This is a genomic window from Streptomyces sp. NPDC043176 (assembly GCF_056436715.1).
In genome coordinates, this window is sequence record NZ_JBWKCA010000004.1 from 439,856 (window position 1) to 461,680 (window position 21,825).

Consider the following 21,825-nt stretch of genomic DNA (forward strand, 5'->3'; position numbering starts at 1 on the left):
GGTCCTTGCGGCCGTACGGGTCAGTGCGCGGGGGTGAACGTCATCCGGCGGTCGGCCGGCGAGTATCCGCTGAGGGTCACGGTGGGGCCGTGGCTGGGGACCGACGGGTCGGGGAAGTCCGCGTCCATCGGCCGTTGTCCGTCCGCGTGCCGGTCGACCGTGGGGAACTGCGGCGGGAACGGAGCGGTGCTCTCGATGAGTTCCTGGTAGAACGGCAGCCACCGGCCGTGGTCGAAGGAGACGGCACCGATGACGCGCCCCTGGTATCCGTACACGCCGACGAACCGGCGGCTGGCCAGTGAGCCCTGCGAGATCAGGATCTCCGTCGCCATCGACGGTACTCCGACCGACTTGACGTTGACGCCGAACTGGGAGGACCAGAAGGCCGGCACGTCCATGTGCGGCAGGCGGTCGACGCTCTCGCTCAGCATGTTGTGCGCCGCGATCCCGGCCTGGGCGACGGCGTTCCCCCAGTGCTCCAGCGACAGGAACTGGTAACCGAACAGGGGGTGCGGGCAGCGGGCGACGTCGCCCGCCGCGTAGATGTCGTCGGTGACGATCCCGCGGATGTCGAAGGCCCGGCAGCCGGCATCGCAGGCGATGCCACGGGGTCCGGCCCCGAGCCCGGAACCGCTGAGCCATTCGGTGTTGCGGAGGGCGCCGAGCGAGACGACCACCACGTCGGTCTCCACGGTGGAGCCGTCGGACAGATGCGCGGCGCGCACCCGTCCCGAGGCGTCGCCCTCCAGGGCGGTCACCATGACCCCGCACCGCAGGTCCACACCGTGCTCGCGCTGGAGGTCGGCGGCCACCGCCGCGACCACCCCTCCCAGTGCCCCGACCAGGGGCGCGGCGCCTCGTTCGGCGACGGTGACGGGGAGGCCGCGTTCGCGGCAGGCGGAGGCGACCTCCGAGCCGGCGAACCCTCCCCCGATGACGAGGACCCGCCGGGGTCCCTCGTCGAGCCGCCGGGCGAGCGCGGCGCCGTCGTCGCGGGTCCGCAGCACGAAGACGCCGTCGAGCTCCGCCTCCTCCTCGCGCGGCTACGGCCGCGCCCGGACACCGGTGGCGATCAGCAGCCGGTCGTACGGCACCTCGTCGCCGTCGGCCAGCCGCACCCTCCTCGCGGCCATGTCCAGGCCGGTCGCGGGAACGCCGAGCCGCCAGGTCGCGTCGACGGACCGGAGCCGGGGCAGCGCGGTCCGGTCGGCGCGCGCCCTGCCCAGCAGCACCCCCTTGGACAGCGGGGGCCGGTCGTACGGCTCACAGGGCTCGTCGCCGATCATGGTCAGCGACCCCGCGAAGCCCTTGGCCCGCAGGGTCTCGGCAGCCCGCAGGCCCGCCAGCGAGGCGCCGACGACGACGATGCGACCCTCGCGTTTGAGCTGCTCCAAGGCTCCGTCACCCAGCACCGGGCACCGCCTCCGCCGGCTCGTCCAGGGCGTCGACGACGATGGCCTGTACGGGGCAGGCGGCGGCAGCCTGCGCCAGCTTCTCGCGCTGCGCCTCGTCGGCGTCCGGGTCGTACAGCAGCGCCTCGTCGCCGTGCATGGTGAAGATCTCCGGAGCGAGGAACGCGCACTGCGCGTACCCCTGACAGCGGTTCAGATCGACGGCAATGCTCACCACGGGATCGGTCCTCTCCAACGGCCCGGTCGAGCCCCCTGCGCCACTCTCGTCGCCCGGCAGCACCCCAGCGACGGGGAACGGACCGTTCGAGTGAGTGGCGGGGCCGGGCCCGGTCAGTTCGAGGCGGCGGCTCGTGACCCGGCGGAACGCCGGCCCCGCAGGCTGTTCAGGCTGAGGATCAGCACCCAGGCCGGGAAGACCAGCTCCGACCAGGGCACGTTCGCTCCCACCACGAGCAGTGTCAGGCCGGCCAGATAGCCGACAGCGACGAGCGGGCGCGGCAGGACACCGAGACGGCGGCCGATGGTCGAGGTCGTGATGACGAACACCGCCGCCATCCGCATGGCGTAGGTGGTCAGCAGGGCGTAGGCGACATCGCGGCCGAAGGCGGAGCCCTGTCCCCCCTCGTCGAGCACGCTCCAGGCCGCCGCTGCGGCACCGAACAGCGTGGCGACGAAGACCAGACCACTCCCCAGGAACACCGTGGAGACGAACCTCTCCTCACGCTCGCCCCCCTGCTCCCGCAGCGCCCCCATGAACCACAGGAACGCGATCCCCGCGAAAGGGACCAGCTCCAGCGCCGTCCGCACCGCGCTCCGCTGCCCCGCGTCCACGGTCACCCCGGACCCCGTGACGCCGCTCGGCATGGCGACGCGTACCAGGACGATCGCCGTGACCGTCAGGATCGCGAACACCACTCCCGCCACCCCGGCGGCCCAGGGCGTCGCGAGGCGCTCGTGCTTCCGCTCCATCGTCTCCCGCTTTCTGCTGCGCTTCCTTCGTCCAGACACCCGCGATCACGGGACGCGCGCCACTGGGATCACCCGAGAGGAAGAGCTCGGTGCGCCATACAGGCCATGGCGGGGCGGGGTGGGACGGCGGGCAGGGCGAGGTGGGGCGGGGCGGGGTGGGGCGAGGTGGAGTGGGACGGAGCGAGCGGGGCGGGGCGGGCAGGGCGAGGCGGGACGGGGTGGGGCTCTTCGCTGGCCCCCGCACGGCGACGACCGCGCCGGAGCCCTGGATACGTAAGGGGCGCGGAGGTTCAGCGGCCAAAGGGTGGAGGTTCAGCGGCCAGGGCGCAGACGTCCGGCGGCCGGGCCCTGGGATGTCGTCGACGGCGAGAAACCGCTCGTCGGCCACGGTCGCGGGGGTCCCCCGGTGAATGCCTTGACATCCCGGCGCAAGGAGGACCGGTCGGCGCAGCCCATGTCGGCAGCGACCGGGCCGCGCCCTCACCCCCGACCAGGCGACGGACAGCGTGGTCGAAGCGGACCAGTTTCACGGCGCGCTTGGGCGGCACGCCGAGCTGCGACCGGAACCGGGCCCACAGCCGCGTACGGCTCGACCCGACCTCTGCGCAAGCCCTTCGACCGGGTCGGACCACCAGCGCTGACGATTCGGTGCCAGGCCCAGGCCGCCTCCGGGTCCACCGGCGTCACGGCCGGATGCGGGCCTACCCGGACTGCTTCCACGCCGGGGAGACGAAACCCTGCCATCGAGACCCCGGCCCCCCGGCTGGACCGCTGTGGGCGCTCCACACCCCACCTGGCCGAACCGCGCACGACATCCCGCATCGCCCCGTGCCAGGTGCCCCGCCGGGCCGGCGCGGTCCTGGACTCACTCGGCGTCGAACACACCGTGGTCGTCGGCCACTCCGGCGGCGGCGCCGCCACCTCCCTGGCCGAACAACGCCCCGAGCTGGTCATCCCGCTCGCCCTCATCGACACCGACCCCAGCCTGAACGCCTTCACCACTTCTCGGCCCACCCCTGCGGACCCCTCTCAGCGGCCGCCGACCGCCGAACAGCTCCGCATGTTCGCCGGCACCGCAGTCAGCCGCGTGGGCCACCACATGCCGGAGGAGCTCCTGGACGACGTGCGCGCCGTCACCTTTCACACGCTCGCCGCGTCGATGGGCGCCACCCGCACCTACCTGGAACAGCGGGCACTGCCCGATCGCCTGGTCTTCCGCCGCGCCCTTGCGGCGACCGATTCCCCAAAGAGTGAGTTTGCCCCAATTAGAACGTTGTGGACCGTAAAGCCCGGCACTGTAGGGCGCGTCAATGGACGAGCTACGCCGAACCGGGCTCGTCCCTCGTGCGACGCAGAGGATGCATCCGGATGTCACGACAGCGCATTGCCTTCACCCTCGCCGGCCTGGCCCTGGCGGCCGGCACGATCACCGCCCCTGCCGCCACCGCGACACCCTCGGAGCGGCCGACGGCCAGGGCGGCCGCCTCCTGCTCCGCCTGGAAGACGATCACCATTACCGGAGGCCGCGCCAAGTACAGGGAGTGCGAGAAGACCGAGGGCGGTAAGCAGCAGGTCAAGGGTGACCTGCAGCTCTGGGACACCAAGACGGACGGCAAGTCCGTTCAGGCATACGCGAGGACGGACTACGACCACTGGTACGGCGACAAGGTGACCTGGGAGCACTTCTACGGCTGGTCGAACACAGCTCGCCCCAGCGCGGTCCTCTCCTCAGGCTGGCACGGCGGCGACGACTTCGAACTGGCCATCAACCTCGTGTGACGCCCCTCCAGACCGATCACGGGCCGCTGGACCTGTCCAAGGCCCCCCGCCCTGGGCAAGAACAGGTTCCTCGTACTGTCCAGGGCGGCGGGTGCGGTCAGGCCTCGGTTCCGCCAGTCCTTGCGGACCGCGTACGCGATCTTGAGGCCACGCGCAGCCCATGGCAGGCTCATGCCGCATGATCGATGAATTCGCGAAAGACAACCTGCACGGAAGACTGCGGCGGGACCGCAAGGCGCTGCTCTGGAAACTCGACGGCTTGTCCGAATACGACGCCCGTCGCCCTTTGACAGCGACCGGGACCAACCTCCTCGGCCTGGTCAAACACGTGGCCACCGTCGAGGCCAGGTACTTCGGCGAGGTCTTCGACCGCCCTTCCCCCGAACCGCTGCCCCGGTGGCAGGACTCCGACGGCAGCGATCTGTGGGCGACCGAGGACGAGACCCGCGATCAGATCATCGGGTTCTACCGGCGCACGTGGGAGCACTCGGACGCGACGATCAACGAGCTACCCCTCGACGCCCCCGGCCACGTGCCGTGGTGGCCGGAACCTCATGCCGACACGAACCTGTTCGCCATCATGGTCCACGTCCTCGGCGAGTCCCTCCGGCATACCGGCCACGCCGACATCCTGCGCGAGGGCCTCGACGGCCGGACCGGATTGCGCCCCGAACTCGAGACGCGGATCGACGAGGAAGCCCGCGCAGCCCACTGCGCGAAAATCGAGCAGGCCGCCAGTTCGGCCGTCCCGATCAAGGCTTACAACGACTAGCACACTGAGGTGGATCGGCTCTGACAGCAGTGCCCTGAGTGGAAGTTGAGCATTGCTCCCGGCGTGGGGAACTTGCCGTGGACCGTGACGGATGAGCTGTGGGAGCGCCTGGAACCGCTACTGCCCCAGCGTGAGCAGCGCTTCCGGTACCCGGGCCGCAAGCCGCTGCCGGACCGGCAGGCGCTGTCCGGGATCCTGTACGTGCTGCACACCGGTGTCCAGTGGGAGTACCTGCCGCAGGAGCTGGGCTTCGGCTCGGGCATGACCTGCCGGCGCAGACCGCGGCACTGGAACGAGGCCGGCGTGTGGCAGCACCTGCACGAGGTGCTTCCGGCCGAGCCGAACGCGGCCCTGCGGCTGGACTGGCCCCGCCGCGTGGTCGACTCCTCCCATGTCGGAGCTCTAAAACGTTGTTTCACTTGGTGAGTCATCGGTAGACGAGGGGGTCTTCTGGCTTGCGTCCTTAGCGGGGGTGAAGCTGGCGACAGTCGGCGATGACGTACCTCAACGGTGGACCTCGGCAGCCGTCATTCAGCGAAGTCGCCGCTCGCACTGCCACCACCGACGAAGACAGCCCATGACTGGGCCGAAACTTCCTGGTCACAGCCTGCGCTGCCATTTACGCTCTGCCCATGCGCAGTGTCTACGTGTTCCCCACTGGAGAGTCGACCGCGACAGCCGCACGGCTCGACCGGCTGATGCCCGGCAAGAACGGGTACTGGTCGGACGAAAAGCTCTTCATCGACTTCATGGACGAGCAGGACGATCACCTGTACGTCGGCTGGACTCCCGAGGACATACGCCTGCTGGACTCCACGCTCGGCCACCGCCCGACCTGGGCCCTGCTGGTCAGCATCTCCAGCCACATCGACGGTACCGCCGAAATCCGCGCCCTCTTGTCACACGTCCTCGAAGCCGGCGGCGTCGCCATCGACGACTACTCCGACCACTGCTGGACGCTCGACGAGATCGACACCGAGTGCAAGATCGATGGTCTGGGCTTCTTCGACTTCCACACCCACGCCGCACGGCACGGCTGACAGCCCTGACCATCGCTCGCGCCAGTCCAGAAAGGCAGGCCTGGCCATGGCCGTCAGCGACATCGACGAGAACGTCACTTGGGGAGCCGGCGGTAGTTGATGAGGCTGGTCGCGATGGCGGTGAAGGCGAGGAAGTGTTCTGGCTTGCGTTCGTAGCGACAGGGGAGCCGACGGCAGCCGGCGAGCCAGGACATGGTCCGCTCAATGGCCCATCGGTGGCGTCCGAGCCGCTGTGAGACCTCAATGCCACGACGAGCGATCCGTGGCGTGATGCCGCGAGAGCGGAGCCATCGCCGCAGGTGAGGGTAGTCATAGCCCTTGTCGCCGTGAAGCTTGTCGGGCCGTCCGCGGCGGGGCGGCGGCTGCGGATCGGCGGTATCGACGCGACCAGCGGCTTCAGCGCGAGACTGTCATGGGTGTTGGCCGCGGAGATGGCAACCGCGACCGGAAGGCTGGACCGGTCGGTGACGAGATGAATCTTCGATCCGTTCTTGCCACGATCGGTCGGGTTCGGTCCGGTCAAAAGCTCCCTTTGAGGGCCCGGACACTCACCGAGTCGATGGCGAAACGCGACCAGTCCAGGCCCCCCTGAGCGCCGAGCTCATCCAGGATGACCCGGTGGAGACGGGCCCAGACCCGCTCCTTGCTCCAACGGGCGAAACGCCGGTAGACCGTCGGCCAGGCCGGCCCGAACAACGGTGGCACCTGCCGCCACGTACAGCCCGACGTGGCTACGAACACGATCGCGGCCAGACACTCACGATCCCCCGCCCGCCGACGACCGCCTCCCTGCGGCCGCACCACCACCGTTTCAGGCACCACCCTGCGGAACAACTCCCACAACTCATCCGGCACCAACCGCTCGGCAAGACTCGTCATGCCCAGCACAACGAACTGAATCGCCAAAAGAAACGACTTCTAAAAGGGCGAGCCAACGGGTCCGTCGCGGGTCGATCGCGGCCGGGACGGCTCAAAGCACCACTTGACCACCGCCGGGCACGGCACCCCGCTCGCGGTCCTGCTGACCGGCGGCAACCGCAATGACGTCACCCAGCTGCTGCCCCCGCTCGACGCCATCTCGCCTGTCCGCAGACGTGGCGGCCGTCCACGCCGCAAGCCCGACTCTGTGTTTGCCGACCGTGGCTATGACCACGAGGTCTAGCGTTACCAGGTCCGCGATCGCGGCATCGTGCCGGCGACTGGCCGCCGTGGAACGCGGCATGGCACCGGTCTGGGCACCTACCGGTGGGGGCCGAGCGGAGTTTCGCGTGAGTGCACGGTTTCCGACACCTGAGGATCCGCTGGGAACGTCGGGCCGACATCCGTGAAGCCTTCCTCAGGCCGGCCTGCTGCCTCATCACCTACCGACGAGTGAAATCCTTGTGTCAGCCGCGTGCGCTGCCGAACGGAGCTCAAGCACTTCGGACCGCAGCCGGCAGTCGCACCGGCGCCCGTGTTTGACCTCTCTTGGCAGCCACCGAGAGTGGCGCGCCACGGGGACGAGGAAGGAACTCCGATACGCCTCAGCCTGCTGTCGCCCGCCTGCGTCAGCTACTCCCGCCGCCTGCCTCCGGAGGGGACGCGGTGGAATGGGAAGCGATCGCCGCCGCGGCGCAGTTGGAACTCCCTTCGGACTACCGCGAGTTCGTGGAGTCGTACGGCGGGGGAGAGATCGACGAGTACCTGTCCATCAGTACGCCTCCCGGCCCGGGATCGCCGTACGGGGATCTCCTGGACAGAGTCGATTCCGCACTCTCGGACCGGGACCGCCAGGAACTGAGCACTCTCCTTGGAGGGCAAGACTTGCCGCTCCTGTTGCCCTTCGCGGACTCGGCCAGCAGCGATGTCGCCTTCTGGATACGAAAGGGCACAGCCGACAGCTGGAGTCGGACAGCTTCACTTCATGCGTCCCGTGATTCTTGGCGCCACGACCGTGCCGTGCCGTCCGCCGGATTCTGTGGGACATCACGCGGAGCCCCGGAATCCGGGAACGCCAGTACCGCCGCGTACGCGAATTCGCCTGCATCTGCGCATACAGACGAACTGATCGCGCGATGCACGTCGAAAGAGCATGTGCGACGCCTGCGGGCGGCGCACCCGGGCTGAATCGAAAAAGTCGAGGACCGTGAAACCGAAGCGCGTCTGTGTTCCGAAGAACTTCCCATACGGACTTCGCGGATTTTACGACCACAAAGGACCTGCCATGACTCACCATTCCGCCGGTGCCGCCCTTGCGCTGTGCACCGCCGCCGTGCTGACGCTGACCGCCGGGGCTCCCGTGCTGGCCGCGAGCCAGGAAGGGGGCGACGAGGCGACGGTCTCGGTGCTGCACGCGGTGCCCGGCCTGACGGTGGACGTGTACGCGGGCGACAAGGAGCTGCTTCCGGACTTCGCCCCGGGGATGTTGACCGACCCGCTGAAGCTGAAGGCCGGAGAGTACGACATCAAGATCTTCAAGGACGGTGAGGCGCCCGACGGCACGCCCGCGATCGAGAAGTCGGTGAACGTCCCCGCAGGGGCGAACGCCACCCTCGTCGCTCACCTGACGGCCGACGGCAAGCCCGCCCTGGACGCGTTCGTCAATGACACGTCCAAGGTCCCCGAGGGCAAGGCGCGGGTCACCGTACGACACGTCGCCGCCGCCCCCGCCGTGGATGTTCGGGCGAACGGCAGCCCCGTGTTCAAGGGGCTGGTGAACCCCCAGGAGCAGAAGGGCGAGGTGGCTGCCGGCAACGTCTCGGCCGACGTCGTACTCGCCGGGACGAACACGGTCGCCATCGGGCCCGCAGCTCTCGATCTGCCCTCAGGCAGCAACACGATCGTCTACGCCTGGGGCAGCGCAGCGGACAAGAACCTCGCGCTGAAGACGCAAACGATCAACAGCGTGCAGTCCACGCCCACGGGTGGGTGAGACCGGGCCGGCCGCCGCCACCCCTGACCAGGCTTCGCGGACGGCTCACCACACTCGTTCCGGCGTCCCTCCGGTCGCGGTCACCTGAGTACGGTTGAGTACGGTGGCCGCGATCGGCCGCGATCACTGCCATCGGAAAGAACGTGGATCACTGCCGCCGGTAAGGGACGTGGCCGCCGTCTCCCGGGGCCAGAGGGCGCGGCGTCCCCTGGGGACCAGGAGCACGTCCCCGGGGACCAGGAGGCATGGACGGCCCAGGCCGTCGTTCTGGACACGCCTGCCGATCACTCCGGGCCGGGACCGGATGTGACTCCGGGCCCGGACCGGATCTGCGGACAGGCCTGAACCGGATGCGCGGAACGGACAGGCCTGAACCGGATGCGCGGAATGGTCAGCCCACCCTCGTCGTCACGCTGCCTGTAGGACTCGTGTCGCCCGTGGTCACGCGCGCACTCAAGACCGGCCGGATCGGCCTCCGGCGGGATCGCCGGTGGACCGGCCGAGTTCCGTCTCCTCGATCCTGCCGCCGGGGCCGAGCAGACCGGTCTGCTCGAACGCGTGCGCACGGATGAGGCGGGGAAGCTCTCTCCGTGACATCAGGTCGACGGCCAGGGGGAAGAACGGGCGTCCCGCTTGGGCGAGCCTGAGCCAGGGCGGTGCGTAGACGGAGGCGGAGCGGCGTTCGACGCCTCGGACCATCCGGCCGGCGACCGTGTCGACCGGGTAGACCCGGCGGGCTGGTGCGGGCATGTGGCCGCGCAGTTCCCGCAGGACCGCGTGCTGGTCGACGTCGCGGATCATGTCGGTGTCGGTCCAGTGCAGATAGGCCACGCCCACGGCGATGCCCTCGTGCGCCACCTCGGCACGCAGGGAGCGGGCGAATGCCTCGGCTCCGGCCTTGGAGGCGCAGTAGGCGCTCATCATGGGCGCGGCTCCGAAGGCCGCCGTCGAGGCGATCTGGAGGAAGTAGCCGCGGGTGGCGCGCAGACCGGGGAGGAAGGCGCGCGCGGTGGCGGCGCTCCCGACGAGGTTGACGTCGATGACATGACGCCAGGTGGCCGGGTCGGAGGTGGCGAACGGTCCTCCTTCGGCGACGCCGGCGTTGGCGATGACGACCGACGGGGGTCCGAACCGCGCGGTCACGTCCTTCGCGGCCCGAAGCATGCCGGAGTCGTCGGTGACGTCGACCTCGACCACGTGGCTCTCGGTACGGAGGGTGGTCGCGACGGCCTCGAGACTGGCGGCCTCCCTGCCGAGCAGGGCCACGCGCATTCCCCGCTCGGCGAGCAGGCGGGCGAGGCCGGCGCCCAGCCCCCGGGCGGCTCCGGTCACGACCGCCGTGCGTCCGCTCAGGGGGCTCGACTCCCCGGCGGCGCCCCCTGGGCGGGAGAAGCATCGTCGCGCCTGCGGTGATCGGCCGGGGCGGCGGGCGGTCACCGCCGGACTCCAGGTTCGAAGCCGCCGGGGAGTGTCGGCAGAGCGTTGCGTTCGGCGGCGGGAAGGGCGGGCCCCGCACCGGTGGCGCGGCGCCTCACGAGCGGCTCCGGGGCAGCCAGGCGTGGGTGTCGCCTCCGCCCGTAGGGGTTGTCGTCGGACAGCGTGCCGGAGGCCCGCCCGTACATCCCGAACATGTCCCTGAGCTTCACAACGTTCCCCTTGCCGTCTGCCCGCCCTCAGGTGCCCCGGCCGGGGCACCTGAGGGCGGATCTTTCGTGGGATACCGCCTTGTGGTCCTCTGCTGGTATTTCGAGAGAAACCCGCTGCTGGATGCGCTGCACACACCAGAGCCCTCTGTTCACCCTTCCGCCGTACACCTGGGGGGGGGCAAACCGGCGATGCAGCGCTCTTGAGGAACTTCCCGAAGAGAACAGCGGTGACATCCCCTCGCTCACGAGCTCGGGTGGCCGGGTCGCAGGGCCGTGGGGGCTTCCCCGGCCAGGTGACGGGCGGCGCCGAGACCGGTGGGGACCCGTCCTGGGCGTCGGCGCCTTTGTCGCCTTGCCCGGCCTCGCCGCCACCGAGCTCCTCGCAGGTCGACTCCCGCTTCAACGTGGTCTCGGCGACCGGGGCGACCGAGGTGACCGAGGTGACCGAGGTGACCGTCCAGGAGATCGCCCACGAACAGGACCGCGTCTCTCGTCTTACGCCACGGGGCGGCCGTGCCCGCACGTCAACCGGGTACGGAGTCCTACGCCTACGTTCCCCGACGCCTGCGGATCGCTCGGCGTACCCGGCGATCCGGCATGCGATCCATGACGACGCGGACGGGGGTACCTACTCTCCCGCGCGGCCCGCGGACCATACTGGTCGCACCCTGATCGCCATCCGAACGGTGCCATGGCCAAGAACAGCACTTCATCGACCACCGTCCCCGACACCGCCTGGCTCGGGCGTGGGCGTCACCTCGGGCCCGAGCCCGAGCTGGACGTCCGGCGCAACCTGATCGCCCTCAAGGCGGCCCGGGTGATCGACGACTTCCTGGAACTCGACCCCGTCGAGGCGGCGCGTTCCACCGACCTGTACCCCCGGGACGAGTCGGCCGACCCCGGCCCGTCCGCCCGCCGCCTCTTCGAGGTCCGTTGGCGCGTGGCCGACGGCGTCACGGTACGCGCGCAACTGACCACGTACGACCCCGAGTCCCGCCGTATGAAGAGCGAGGGCGTCACCTGGGTCCTCGCGGCCGAGGCAGAGCGGGCGTGGGAGGCGGGCTGGCCCTCGCCGGCCACCATGTTCTGGCCCGACACCGACCAGGTGGCATGGGACCACGAGACGGTGCCGGACGTGCGCCTGCGGACGGCGAACCGCCTGCCGAAGGACGACGACGAGTTGCGCCGCCTGCTGCGGGCCTGCACCCGGCAGAGCTGGTTCATCCATGTCGTCGTGCACGAGGCGATGACGCCGGACGTCCTGGGACGCCGGCCGATCACGGCGTTCCTGCCACCGAGCCTGCGGCACCGGGTGGTCGAGCACCGGGCCACGCCGGATCAGGCGCTGATCGCCGACTTCGTGATGAAGCGCGAGCTGGGTGTGGGGATCCCGCGCGGCGGCGCCGTCATCCTGCCCCCGACACCGCAGGCCCCCGGTTACGACGCGGAGCACTTCACGACGCGCAACGTCTTCCTGGACGGTACGGAACCCCGCGAACTGCTCGACAAGATCAAGGAGTTCGCCGCCCTCCCCCAGCCGCTGCCGGCCGAGGCCGAACAGGTCCTGACCCGACTGCGTCAGGGCTGGCACCTGCTCACCCCCGACGAGGAACTGGTCCACGCGCAGGCCATGGTCACCAGGTACGCCAGAGCGCTCGAAGCCATGACGACGTCCTGCGACCTGTACCGGGAGGCCGCCGAGTCGGCGCTCGCCGCCCTCGCCGAGGCGACCAGCGGCGACGGCGCACCCCGCACGGCATCGCTCTCGACGACCAAGGAGGACCCCTCGCCACGGAAGATCCTCGCGAAGACATTCGCGCGCTTCCGGGGCCCGAACCCCCCAGCGCCGGATGCGGAGGTCCAGCAGCGCCCGCACGGCCGGTGAGAGGGAGGGGAGGACGGACCGGTCGCGGTCCGTCCTCCCGGCATGTCCGGCAGATGTCGACCGTGCCCCAGGGTTGCCCGGCCCGGCAGGGCCGGCCGGCCCCGCGGGACTGCCCGGCCCCGCGGGACTGCCCGGCCCCGCGGGACTGCCCGGCCCCGCGGGACTGCCCGGCCCGCCGGTGCCGGCACCGGCACCGGCCGCTTTCCACCGGCTGTCGGCCGATGGGCTGATGGCCTCTGCCGCCCGGTCTCCCCGGTCTCCCCGGTCTCCCCGGTTTTCGCCGAGGAGACCGGGTTTTCTCTCGGATTCCGCGACGGCTGGTACCCGGGCATGAGGGACGGCTGCTACTTGGGCATCAGGACGGTGTCGATGATGTACACGTTGGCGTTGGCGGTCTTCACGTTGCCGCAGACGACCTCGGCGGTGTCGTTGACGGTGTAGTCCGCGCCGGAGCCCTTCGTGGTGATCATGCCCTTCTGGAGGGTTTCGAAGGAGCCGTTCTCCAGCTGCTTCGGGGTGAGCTTCTGGCCGACGACGTGGTAGGTGAGGATGTCGGTGAGCATGGCCTTGTCGGCGAGGACCTTGTCCAGGTCGGCCTTCGGGATCTTCGCGAACGCGTCGTTGGTGGGCGCGAAGACCGTGATGTTCTCCGCGTTGTTGAGGGTGTCGACGAGACCGGCCTGCTTCACTGCCGCGACCAGGGTGGACAGGGCCGGGTTGTTCGACGCGGCGGTCGCGACGGGGTCCTTGGCCATGCCGTCGAACGAGCCCGCGCCCTCCTTCGGCACCCCGGCACAGGCCGGACCGAACGGCTCGTCCATCGCCGTCGCACCCTCCTGCGGGGTCACGGCGGTGCTCGGGTCGGCACCGGCCGAGCTGGGGGCCGCGGCCTTGGTGCCGCTGTCGGAGTCCGAGCAGGCGGCGAGCGCGAAGGGGAGGACGGCGGCGGCGGTCAGGGCGAGCGCGCCGCGGCGGATACGCGAGGTGTTCATGAGGGTTGCTCCTTGGTGTGTTCTCTTGGGCCGGATGGCCTCCGGAGGGATGTCCGGGGGGCTTCCGGTGGATCGGGAGGGTGGTGCTGCCCGACCGGCGCCGACGGGGCCGGTGCGGTGGTCTAGGGGACGGTGACGAACACGCTGTGGCGGCCGCTGGCTCCGTCGGGGATGGTCCGGGTGCGGAGTTCGGTCTGGACCCGGCCGGTGCCGTCGGTGGCGCGGACGGTGATCGTGTGGCTGCCGGGGGTGGCGTTCCAGCGGTGGGACCACTGGCGCCAGGTGTCCACGGTGTCCTGGGCGGCGAGGTCGGCGTCGTGCCAGGGGCCGTCGTCGATGCGGATCTGGACGCGGGTGATGCCGCGGTGCTGGGCCCAGGCGACTCCGGCGACCGTGACGGTGCCGGCGGCGGTGCGGGCGAACGGCTTGGGGGTGTCGATGCGGGCCTGGGTCTTGATCGGCGCCTTGCGGGCCCACTTCCGCTTCACCCAGTACGGGTCGTAGGCGTCGAACGTGGTGAGCTCGATGTCCTCGATCCACTTGCAGGCCGACACGTAGCCGTAGAGACCGGGGACGAGCATGCGGACCGGGAAGCCGTGGTCGAAGGGCAGCGGCTCGCCGTTCATGCCGACGGCGAGCATCGCGTCCCGGCCGTCCATCACGTCCTCGACCGGCGAGCCGAGCGTCATGCCGTCCACGGACCGGGCCACGAGCTGGTCGGCCCCGCCGCCCTTCGACGGCGGCTTCACCCCGCACTCGGCCAGGAGCTCGCCGAGCGGGACGCCGAGCCAGCGGGCGTTGCCCACGTAGGGGCCGCCGACCTCGTTCGACACGCAGGTCAGCGTGATGTCCCGTTCGATCAGCGGGCGGGCGAGGAGCTCGGTGAGGGTGAAGGTACGGGAGCGCGCGACGCCCTTGCCGTGGATCCGCAGGCGCCAGGTGCCGGCGTCGACCCTGGGGACGACGAGGGCGGTGTCGACGCGGTAGAAGTCGCGGTTCGGCGTGACGAAGGGGCTGATGCCGGGAGCCTTCAGCCGGACGCCCGCAGGTACCGGCGGGACGGGTGAGGCGGGCGCGGGCAGCCGCAGGCCGGCGCGAGAGGCGACGGCGTTCCGGCTTTGCCGCCGGCCGAGGGACCGGCCGAGAGCGCCGGCGCCCGCTGCCGCTCCGGCGGTGACGGCGGCCGCCGTGAGGAAGCCGCGCCTGTCCCAGTCGCCCCGCTTGCCGTTCCCTTCCGGGCTCGAGGGGTCGAAGCCGGGCCCGGGGGCCGCTTTCGAGACAAGGAGGTACAGCACCGCAGCCCCTGCCGGCGCCCCGATCAGGGAGGGAAGTACGTCGACGGGGCCGCCGTCCGGCCGGCTGAGGACCGCCACCGCTCCGACCGCACCGAACAGCAGGACTCCGGCCGCACCTGCCCGCCGGTGGCGGAGGGCCACCATGCCCAGTCCCATCGCGAGGAGGGCGAGGACGACGAGGATGCCGAGCCGCAGGACCGCTTTGTCGTCCTCACCGAACGTGCGGATCGCGAAGTCCTTCACGGCGGCCGGCGTCCTGTCGATCACCGCCCCGCCCACCACCGTCACCGGCCCGGCTGCCGGACGGACGACGCCCGCCACCAGCTCGGCCACGGCCAGCGCGCAGAAACCCGCGGCCAGACCGGCCAGGGCGCCGGGCCACGCCCTGCTGAAGATGTTGCGGAAGCTGCTCACGACGGGGATTCGGCGACGACCGCGCCCCGGATGGGCCAGTCCCCCGAAAGGGTGACGCTCGTTGTTTTCCTGACGGTCCCGTACACCGGACGGAGAAAGCTGCGAGTGGCCGTGGCGTCGGCCGGCCGCAGCTGACCCGGTCGGGCGCGGCCGGGCCCAGGTGCGGCGAAACCGCTCCCATCCGTACGCGTGTCCGCTACGAAGAACGTTCAGAGACATCCCACGGGCCCGCGCACCGGGCCGTCTCGCCCGTCCTGACCGGACCGGGCCTCGGCGACGAAGGACCAGCATGCGATGGACCGCCCTCCCCCGACCGGCTCCACCCGGCGTCTCCGCCTGGTCGCACCCGCCGGAGAACGCCCGGTGAACGAACCCCTCCCCTTCCGTCGCGCCGTGAAAGGCGCAGCGCCCGATCTCGCCGCGGTCATGCAGCGGGTCGCACAGGGTGACAAGGAAGCCTTCTCCGCTCTCTACGACGCGCTCGCGCCGATGGTGTTCGGCGTCGTGCTCAGGGTCGTACGGGACCCGGCCCAGTCGGAGGAGGTCGCCCAGGAGGTCATGATCGACCTGTGGCGCCAGGCCGCCCGCTACCGCAGCGACGCCGGCTCCGTGAGCACCTGGGCCGCCACCATCGCCCACCGCCGGGCGGTGGACCGGGTCCGCTCCGCCCAGGCCGCGACCGATCGCGAACACGCCCAGGCCGTCCGTGACCACCACACCGCCTACGACGACGTCGCCGAGCGGGTGGAGACCCGGCTGGAGAGCGAACAGGTCCGCCGCTGTCTGCGCGGCCTGACCGAACTCCAGCGCCAAGCCGTGACCCTGGCCTACTACCGGGGACTGACCTACCGTGAAGTCGCCGAAACCCTGTGCACGCCGCTTCCCACCATCAAGACACGCATGCGCGACGGGCTCATCCGGCTCCGCGACTGCATGGGGGTGACCACGTGAAACACCACGCGTCCGACATCCACACCCTTGCCGGCGCCTACGCCCTCGACGCGCTCGACACCGAGGAGACCGACGCCTTCGCCCGCCACCTCGCCCGGTGCGAGACGTGCCGGCGCGAGGTGGCCGAGTTCCGCGCCACCACCGCCCGCCTCGCCGCCGCCACGGCCGACCCACCGCCTGCCGCACTCAAGCAGCGGACCCTGGAGGCCATCGACGGCGTACGACAGCTGCCCCCGCGGCTGAGCACGCCGCCCACGACAGCCGGCCTCGGCGACCGGCTCCGCCGCAAGGCCCTACCCCTGGGGCTCGCCGCGAGCCTCGTCGCCGCCGCCTCCTTCGCGGGAATCGCCGCCTGGCAGCGTCAGGAGGCCGACCAGGCGCGGCAGGAGGCCCGGCAGACCCGGCAGAGCCTCGACACCATCAGCGGTGTCCTGGCCTCACCCGATGCCGCCACCGTCCACGGCAAGGCCGGCAACGGAGCACTCGTCACCCTCGTGTCCTCCGCCGGCCGGAACAAGGCCGTGCTCACCGCGACCGGCCTTCCCGCACCCGCGCCGGGCAAGACGTACCAGCTGTGGCTCCAGCGCGACGGCACCATGCAGCCCGCCGGATTCATCGATCAGGACGGCACCGTCCTCGTCGACGGCGACCCCGCCGACGCCACCGCACTCGGCCTCACCCTCGAACCCGCGGCCGGCTCCGCCCAGCCCACCACGCCTCCCCTCCTCCTGATGAACATGCCCGCCTGAGCGGGGCAGCCCCGCAGGGGCTCCGCGCGCTCTCGGGCCGGTGGTCGAGCGCCTGTCAGTGTGGCGCGGAGCACGGGGTGTTCACGTGAGGATCCGGGCGAGCGCTCCGGTGACGACGGCGGCAAGCGTGAGGGCGGCCGCGAAAGCGGTGGCGAAGAGGCGCAGGAACTGCATGCACTGCGCCGGGCCGCCGTCGGCGGGACCGATGTGACCGCTGCGGGGAATGAGGGGCCGGGAAGACCGATCGGAGAAGGGGATCCTCACGATCTGGAGGTCCCTCCAGCCGGGACCGCCCCGGGTGCACACCGGTCGCCGACCGCTCGCGCCGCGTGCTGCCCGGCTATGTGCGACGCGCCCATGACCGGGTCCTGGCCACGGCGGGCAGGTCCCCCTGCGTCGTACGAGAATCCGCCGTTCTCCGCACCGCTCACCCGGCGTCGCGGAGCAAGCGTCGACCCCGGTGTCGGGGCCGGTTCTCCGCCTTGCCGACTTCCTCGAACAGCACGGCCGCGGCACCCGTCGCAGATACTGTCCGCCCGCTTCGTTCTGCCAAGCCGCGCCCCTACGCACCTCACGGAGTGCGAGGACCTCCTCGGGCTCTCCCGCTCGGCCAAGGGCAGGCACCGCCGGGAGCGGGCGAACCATCTCCTCCGCCGGGCCGCCGGTCTGGGGAGCGTCGGGGCCTCCACCAGGTGGAAGCCGCTCACGGAGGACGTGACCGGGACGCGGGTGGACGACGTCACCCGGCTGATCGCCGACACCGACAGAACGGGCCCTCTGACGGCACTGGTGCCGGCCCGGGAGGCAGCCGGGGCCCCGGAGGCAGCCGAGGCCCTCGCCCGGCAGGCCGCCGATCAGGGGGTCCTCACCGACCTGGTGCCGGCCCGTGAAGCAGCCGGGAAACAGGAGACCGCAGAGGCCCTCGCCCGGCAGGCCGCCGACGCGGGCTGCCTCCGGTCCATCCCCTACCGGGAACAGTGGTGGCCGCACGGACTGGACCTGGACGGTTCCCCCACTCCCCCGTGGGGACCGATTTTCCCGGACTGGCGATGACTGCGGGTTCCGGCCCCCTTCTGCGTCGCACGCCGGGGAGTGCATGGGCGGGGCGTCAGTGGAAAGGCGCCGACCATGAGGCCCACAGGGAGAGAACAGCGTGATGGCGAGCGTGACCGTCGCCGGGCGACGGGTGACGACGAGAGCCGCCGGGCGACGGGTGACGACGAGACGGGCGGCGCGGGCCCGGACCGGGAGGTCGAGGAGCGGTCGCCCGATCGGCTCTCGGAGATGCCCAAGCAGTCGTGGAAGGCAGTGCTCAGGGGAACGCTGAAGGAGTTCAGGGACGACGAGCTGACCGATCGGGCGGCCGGGCTGACCTACTACGGTGTGCTGGCTCTCTTTCCGGCCCTGTTGGTCCTGGTGTCGCTGCTGGGCGTCGCGGGCGAGACGGCGACGAAGCAGGTGCTGGACAACCTGCAGAAGCTCACTCCGGGCGCCGCGCGTGATGTGATCGGGAACGCCGTGCAACAGCTGCAGGGCAATGCCGGCATCGGCTCGCTGATGGCCGTCGTGGGTCTGGCCGTGGCCATCTGGTCGGCCTCCGGATACGTCGCCGCGTTCATCCGCGCCGCGAACGCCGTCTACGACATGCCCGAGGGCCGCCCGGTGTGGAAAGTGCTGCCCCTGCGCCTCGCGCTGACCGTGACGCTCATGGTCCTCGCGGTGGCCAGTGCCCTGATCGTGGTGTTCACCGGCGGCCTGGCCCGCCAGGCCGGCGCGGCGCTGGGGGTCGGTGACACGGCGATGACGGTGTGGTCGATCGCGAAGTGGCCGGTCCTGCTGGTCCTGGTCACGGCCATGATCGCGCTCTTGTACTGGGCGGCGCCGAACGCGAAGGGCCGCGGCTTCAAGTGGGTGACCCCCGGCAGCCTCCTGGCCCTGCTGATCTGGATGATCGCGTCGGCCGGCTTCGCGTTCTACGTGGCGAACTTCGGCTCGTACAACAAGACGTACGGCACTCTCGCGGGCGTGATCATTTTCCTCGTGTGGCTGTGGATCACCAACCTGGCCATCCTGCTGGGCCTCGAGTTCGACGCCGAGATGGCCCGCCAGCGCGCGATCGTCGGCGGGCACCCCGCGGACGAGGAACCGTACGTCGAGCCGCGGGACACGCAGAAGTGGACCGAGGAGGACCGCCGCCGCCTGAAGTAGGCGGGGGTGAGCGTCGAGTTGGCGGGTAGGCGCGGCTGAGGACACCACCGGCAAGGCGTGAGAAGGCGAGGAACGAGATGGGCGCCGTTGGAAGCCACGGCCGCGGCAGGGACGAGCCGGTAGGCGAGCTCGTCACGCGGGCGTCGCGGCAGATATCGGAGCTGGTCCGCGAGGAGATGCGACTGGCGCGGGCGGAGATGACCCAGAAGGGCAGGCGTTACGGGGTCGGCGGCGGCCTGTTCGGCGGAGCCGGTCTCGTCGGCGTCCTGGCCGCGCAGGCGCTGGTCGCCGCCGGGATCGCCGCCCTCGCGCTGGTCCTGCCGGTGTGGGCCTCGGCCCTGATCATCGGCTTCCTGCTCGCGGCGGTGGCCGCCGTACTGGCCGCCGTCGGCAGGAAGCAGGTCGCCAAAGCAGGGGGTCCCGTACCCCAGAAGACCATCGAGAGCGTCAAGGCCGACGTGGACGAGATCAAGGAGAGGGCACACCGATGACCCACCAGTCCCAGAGCAACGGATCCGCAGCGAATCCGGAGCAGCTCCGCGAACAGGTCGAGCGCACCCGCGAGGAGCTCGGCCGGACCGTGGAAGCGCTGGCGGCCAAGGCCGACGTCAAGGAACGGGCCGGGGAGAAGGCGGCCGAGGTCACCGCGCAGGCCGCCGAGAAGGCGGCCCTGGTGACCGAGAAGGCGGCCCTGGTCGGCGAGCAGCTCCGGCACAAGGTGGTCCAGGCGGTCGACCTGGCCAAGGACAGGACTCCCGATCCCGTGCTCGACAAGGCGGCCCGCGCCGCCGCTCACGTACGCGACAGCGCGACCCGAGCCGGGCGTCTCGCGGCCGCCAAGACGCCGGACCAGGTCCGCGACAAGGCCGCGTCCACCGCGACCGCGGCGAGGGCCAACCGTACGCCGCTGCTCGTCGGGACCGCGGTCCTGGCAGCGTTCCTGCTCATGCGTCGCAGCCGGAGGAACAAGTGAAGGCGTCCAAGATCGCCTACAAGCCCGTCGGGCTGGCGCTCGGTGTGGTCAGCGGCCTGGTCGCCGGCGCGGCCTTCAAGCAGGCCTGGAAACTGGTCGCACACGACGGCAAGGCACCCGATGCCACCGACGAGAACCGCACCTGGCGGGAGGTCCTGCTGGCCGCGGGCCTGCAGGGGGCGATCTTCGCCGCCGTCAAGGCCGCGGTCGACCGAGCGGGAGCCGTCACCACCCGTCGTCTGACCGGCACTTGGCCCGGCTGAACCCGCCCGTGGGCTCCGTCCCGTACGGCCGGACTCGCAGTCTCCGCCACGCTGCGAGCCCGGCCGTACACGTCCCGGCCACGCACCTCGAACAGCCCGCCGTCCACGCTGCCGGTGCGCGGCGGCTCGCGGGCCGCTGCCCCGGGCGGCGGCTCGCGCCCAGCGGCCGAGCACGCCGAAGGCGCGCCGCCGCCCGCCGGTCGGCGTGTTGTGGCCTCTCGCCGACAAGCCGGTAGGTTCCTCCCACGAGGCGGAGCGAGGGGAGGCCGCGGTGTCCGGCTACGTGTACGTCGACCATGAGGCCCCGGATCATCTGAAGGGCGCGGTCGCGGGGGCGCGGGTGACGCTGCCGTCGTTGGAACCGCCGTGGCTCGTCGTGGAGCACGTGGTGGAACGGGTGCTCGTCGTCCGGTGGCCGGGACGGCTCTTCCGGGTCGGGGTGGTGCCACCGGCGACGGACGAGGAGCGAGCCGCCATGGCGCGTGCCGCCGAGAACCTGCGTCCCGACGCCGGCTACACCCGTGCCGTCTCGGTCGACCTGCTGGAGGAGCTCTCTCCTTCGGTGCTGTTCGGCCCCCACGGGGACGCCGTGTGCCGTGTCCTCGATGCGGGACGCGGTCTCGACGAGGAACGCGCGCGACGGTTGGCGAACGCCCGTCGTCCCGAGGCCGACCTCACGTACAGCGCGGCGTGGGACCGGTGGCTCGACGAGCAGCCGAAGGGTGAGCGCCACCACGGCCGGGATCACGTGTCGACGCTGGCCATCCCCGGTGTGGGGCCGTCCCCTTCACCGATCGGGCACGGGTTCTCCGTCCTGTGCCACGCGGTCCGCACGAGGGCGAAGCTCCACGGCGGCGCAGGGGCGTACGGCGTCGACGAGGACGGCGACGAGGTGCCGGCGGATCCGTGGCACACGGCCCTTGGCGCCCTCCTCGACGCGGCCATGGCCTTCGGCGCGCCGCGATGGGTGGACGACGAAGGGGCCACCGTGCTCAAGGCGGCCTGGAACTCGGTGTTCGGGCCGGCCGGCGCGCCAGCGCCTCGGCGCGGCGACGGATGGGCGCGCGCGAGGCACTGAAAGGGCGACGCATCGCGTTTGCGACGATTTGCAGAACACGCGTACGGCAAGCATGATCAGGTGGCTCGCGGCTGACCTGGAAAGATCGTTGTGCTGCGAGTAACAGCCCTGCCCGGCAGCGGTGTTCGGTTGTCATTCGCGGACGGCTCGCGATCGGCGGCTACGGTGGAGCTGTTCGAGTCGACGGGTTGCGCGAACGGGGGAACTGAGGTCATGGCTGTCACGGTGCCGGACTGGGCGGACACGCTGCTCGACCTGGTGGGGGTGAACTGGCCCAACGTCGACGAGGACGCGTACCGCGACATGGCGGACGCGCTGCGGGAGTTCGCGGACGACCTCGCCGACGACGGTCAGCTCGCCAACAACCACATGGAGCGCCTGCTGTCGTCGGGACACGGCGAGGCGATGGGCGCACTGAACGAGCACTGGACCAAGGTCAAGGGCAAGCACCTGAAGGACATGGTGTCCGCGGCCCGGACCATCGCGGA

At 71.1% G+C, this 21,825-nt stretch carries 19 protein-coding genes and 4 pseudogenes; 16 read left to right on the forward strand and 7 right to left on the reverse strand.

The features are described 5' to 3' along the window. Window positions 1-20 precede the first annotated feature (20 nt). From AC067A_RS09130 to AC067A_RS09140, 3 genes and pseudogenes are all read right to left on the reverse strand, one after another. A pseudogene (locus AC067A_RS09130) lies at window positions 21-1,412 on the reverse strand (NAD(P)/FAD-dependent oxidoreductase). Beyond that, window positions 1,402-1,626, reverse strand: coding sequence for a ferredoxin (locus tag AC067A_RS09135; RefSeq protein WP_478616720.1), 225 nt, complete (start codon window positions 1,624-1,626; stop codon window positions 1,402-1,404). Before AC067A_RS09135 ends, AC067A_RS09130 begins: the two are co-directional and overlap by 11 nt. A 116-nt stretch (window positions 1,627-1,742) precedes the next feature. Further along, window positions 1,743-2,381 (reverse strand): hypothetical protein, encoded by a 639-nt coding sequence (locus AC067A_RS09140; RefSeq protein ID WP_478616642.1) that lies wholly within the window; start codon window positions 2,379-2,381, stop codon window positions 1,743-1,745. A gap of 1,368 nt (window positions 2,382-3,749) precedes the next feature. Here AC067A_RS09140 and AC067A_RS09145 point away from each other — a divergent pair. The 4 genes and pseudogenes from AC067A_RS09145 to AC067A_RS09160 all read left to right on the forward strand — a co-directional run bounded on the left by AC067A_RS09145 (window position 3,750) and on the right by AC067A_RS09160 (window position 5,972). Further along, window positions 3,750-4,160 (forward strand): hypothetical protein, encoded by a 411-nt coding sequence (locus AC067A_RS09145; RefSeq protein ID WP_478616645.1) that lies wholly within the window; start codon window positions 3,750-3,752, stop codon window positions 4,158-4,160. A gap of 178 nt (window positions 4,161-4,338) precedes the next feature. After that, on the forward strand, window positions 4,339-4,932 hold the full coding sequence (locus tag AC067A_RS09150) for a DinB family protein (protein WP_478616647.1): 594 nt from the start codon (window positions 4,339-4,341) through the stop codon (window positions 4,930-4,932). Between the two features lie 63 nt (window positions 4,933-4,995). Then, window positions 4,996-5,334, forward strand: a pseudogene (locus AC067A_RS09155) (transposase); the annotation flags it as partial. 230 nt (window positions 5,335-5,564) lie between these two features. Next, window positions 5,565-5,972: a hypothetical protein gene (locus AC067A_RS09160; RefSeq protein WP_478616650.1), complete on the forward strand. Its 408-nt coding sequence runs from the start codon at window positions 5,565-5,567 to the stop codon at window positions 5,970-5,972. Between the two features lie 74 nt (window positions 5,973-6,046). Here the strand turns inward: AC067A_RS09160 and AC067A_RS09165 are convergent. After that, window positions 6,047-6,851: pseudogene (locus AC067A_RS09165) on the reverse strand (IS5 family transposase). Window positions 6,852-6,894: 43 nt separating this feature from the next. Between AC067A_RS09165 and AC067A_RS09170 the strand changes: the two are divergent. Next, window positions 6,895-7,352: pseudogene (locus tag AC067A_RS09170) on the forward strand (transposase); the annotation flags it as partial. An 823-nt stretch (window positions 7,353-8,175) separates the two neighbouring features. Beyond that, window positions 8,176-8,883, forward strand: a complete 708-nt coding sequence (locus AC067A_RS09175) for a DUF4397 domain-containing protein (protein WP_478616652.1) — start codon at window positions 8,176-8,178, stop codon at window positions 8,881-8,883. 453 nt (window positions 8,884-9,336) lie between these two features. Here the strand turns inward: AC067A_RS09175 and AC067A_RS09180 are convergent, their stop codons facing one another. After that, complete coding sequence (locus AC067A_RS09180) at window positions 9,337-10,215, reverse strand: SDR family oxidoreductase (RefSeq protein WP_478616655.1); 879 nt, start codon at window positions 10,213-10,215, stop codon at window positions 9,337-9,339. A gap of 1,005 nt (window positions 10,216-11,220) precedes the next feature. Between AC067A_RS09180 and AC067A_RS09185 the strand changes: the two genes are divergently transcribed. Further along, window positions 11,221-12,414: a hypothetical protein gene (locus AC067A_RS09185; protein WP_478616658.1), complete on the forward strand. Its 1,194-nt coding sequence runs from the start codon at window positions 11,221-11,223 to the stop codon at window positions 12,412-12,414. A 344-nt stretch (window positions 12,415-12,758) separates the two neighbouring features. Here the strand turns inward: AC067A_RS09185 and AC067A_RS09190 are convergent, their stop codons facing one another. Beyond that, window positions 12,759-13,406 carry a fasciclin domain-containing protein gene (locus AC067A_RS09190; RefSeq protein ID WP_478616661.1) on the reverse strand — a complete coding sequence of 216 codons (648 nt, stop codon included), beginning with the start codon at window positions 13,404-13,406 and terminating at the stop codon, window positions 12,759-12,761. A gap of 122 nt (window positions 13,407-13,528) precedes the next feature. Beyond that, window positions 13,529-15,124, reverse strand: a complete 1,596-nt coding sequence (locus AC067A_RS09195; protein ID WP_478616723.1) for a molybdopterin-dependent oxidoreductase — start codon at window positions 15,122-15,124, stop codon at window positions 13,529-13,531. Window positions 15,125-15,478: 354 nt separating this feature from the next. Here AC067A_RS09195 and sigK point away from each other — a divergent pair, with 354 nt between their 5' ends. From sigK to AC067A_RS09240, 9 genes are all read left to right on the forward strand, one after another. Next, on the forward strand, window positions 15,479-16,066 hold the full coding sequence (sigK, locus tag AC067A_RS09200) for an ECF RNA polymerase sigma factor SigK (RefSeq protein WP_478616726.1): 588 nt from the start codon (window positions 15,479-15,481) through the stop codon (window positions 16,064-16,066). After that, the gene (locus AC067A_RS09205) at window positions 16,063-16,815 is read left to right on the forward strand and encodes an anti-sigma factor (protein WP_478616664.1); all 753 of its coding nucleotides are present in this window, start codon (window positions 16,063-16,065) and stop codon (window positions 16,813-16,815) included. Before sigK ends, AC067A_RS09205 begins: the two co-directional genes overlap by 4 nt. 714 nt (window positions 16,816-17,529) lie before the next feature. Further along, window positions 17,530-17,868 (forward strand): hypothetical protein, encoded by a 339-nt coding sequence (locus tag AC067A_RS09210; protein ID WP_478616665.1) that lies wholly within the window; start codon window positions 17,530-17,532, stop codon window positions 17,866-17,868. Window positions 17,869-17,943: 75 nt separating this feature from the next. Then, the gene (locus AC067A_RS09215) at window positions 17,944-19,023 is read left to right on the forward strand and encodes a YihY/virulence factor BrkB family protein (RefSeq protein WP_478616667.1); all 1,080 of its coding nucleotides are present in this window, start codon (window positions 17,944-17,946) and stop codon (window positions 19,021-19,023) included. Between the two features lie 77 nt (window positions 19,024-19,100). Beyond that, window positions 19,101-19,514: a phage holin family protein gene (locus AC067A_RS09220; protein WP_478616670.1), complete on the forward strand. Its 414-nt coding sequence runs from the start codon at window positions 19,101-19,103 to the stop codon at window positions 19,512-19,514. Then, complete coding sequence (locus AC067A_RS09225; protein WP_478616672.1) at window positions 19,511-19,996, forward strand: DUF3618 domain-containing protein; 486 nt, start codon at window positions 19,511-19,513, stop codon at window positions 19,994-19,996. Before AC067A_RS09220 ends, AC067A_RS09225 begins: the two co-directional genes overlap by 4 nt. Beyond that, window positions 19,993-20,259 carry a DUF4235 domain-containing protein gene (locus AC067A_RS09230; RefSeq protein WP_478616675.1) on the forward strand — a complete coding sequence of 89 codons (267 nt, stop codon included), beginning with the start codon at window positions 19,993-19,995 and terminating at the stop codon, window positions 20,257-20,259. Before AC067A_RS09225 ends, AC067A_RS09230 begins: the two co-directional genes overlap by 4 nt. 271 nt (window positions 20,260-20,530) lie before the next feature. Further along, window positions 20,531-21,337, forward strand: coding sequence for a hypothetical protein (locus tag AC067A_RS09235; protein WP_478616677.1), 807 nt, complete (start codon window positions 20,531-20,533; stop codon window positions 21,335-21,337). A 213-nt stretch (window positions 21,338-21,550) separates the two neighbouring features. Further along, a partial coding sequence (locus tag AC067A_RS09240; protein WP_478616679.1) for a WXG100-like domain-containing protein occupies window positions 21,551-21,825 on the forward strand: 275 nt, incomplete at its 3' end.

Coding starts and splice junctions, on each gene's coding strand:
- AC067A_RS09175 (WP_478616652.1), top strand. CDS start 8,176: ATGACTCACCATTCCGCCGGTGCCGCCCTTGCGCTGTGCACCGCCGCC.
- AC067A_RS09185 (WP_478616658.1), top strand. CDS start 11,221: ATGGCCAAGAACAGCACTTCATCGACCACCGTCCCCGACACCGCCTGG.
- AC067A_RS09220 (WP_478616670.1), top strand. CDS start 19,101: ATGGGCGCCGTTGGAAGCCACGGCCGCGGCAGGGACGAGCCGGTAGGC.
- AC067A_RS09145 (WP_478616645.1), top strand. CDS start 3,750: ATGTCACGACAGCGCATTGCCTTCACCCTCGCCGGCCTGGCCCTGGCG.
- AC067A_RS09140 (WP_478616642.1), bottom strand. CDS start 2,381: ATGGAGCGGAAGCACGAGCGCCTCGCGACGCCCTGGGCCGCCGGGGTG.
- AC067A_RS09190 (WP_478616661.1), bottom strand. CDS start 13,406: ATGAACACCTCGCGTATCCGCCGCGGCGCGCTCGCCCTGACCGCCGCC.
- AC067A_RS09215 (WP_478616667.1), top strand. CDS start 17,944: ATGAGGCCCACAGGGAGAGAACAGCGTGATGGCGAGCGTGACCGTCGC.
- AC067A_RS09150 (WP_478616647.1), top strand. CDS start 4,339: ATGATCGATGAATTCGCGAAAGACAACCTGCACGGAAGACTGCGGCGG.
- AC067A_RS09225 (WP_478616672.1), top strand. CDS start 19,511: ATGACCCACCAGTCCCAGAGCAACGGATCCGCAGCGAATCCGGAGCAG.
- AC067A_RS09160 (WP_478616650.1), top strand. CDS start 5,565: ATGCGCAGTGTCTACGTGTTCCCCACTGGAGAGTCGACCGCGACAGCC.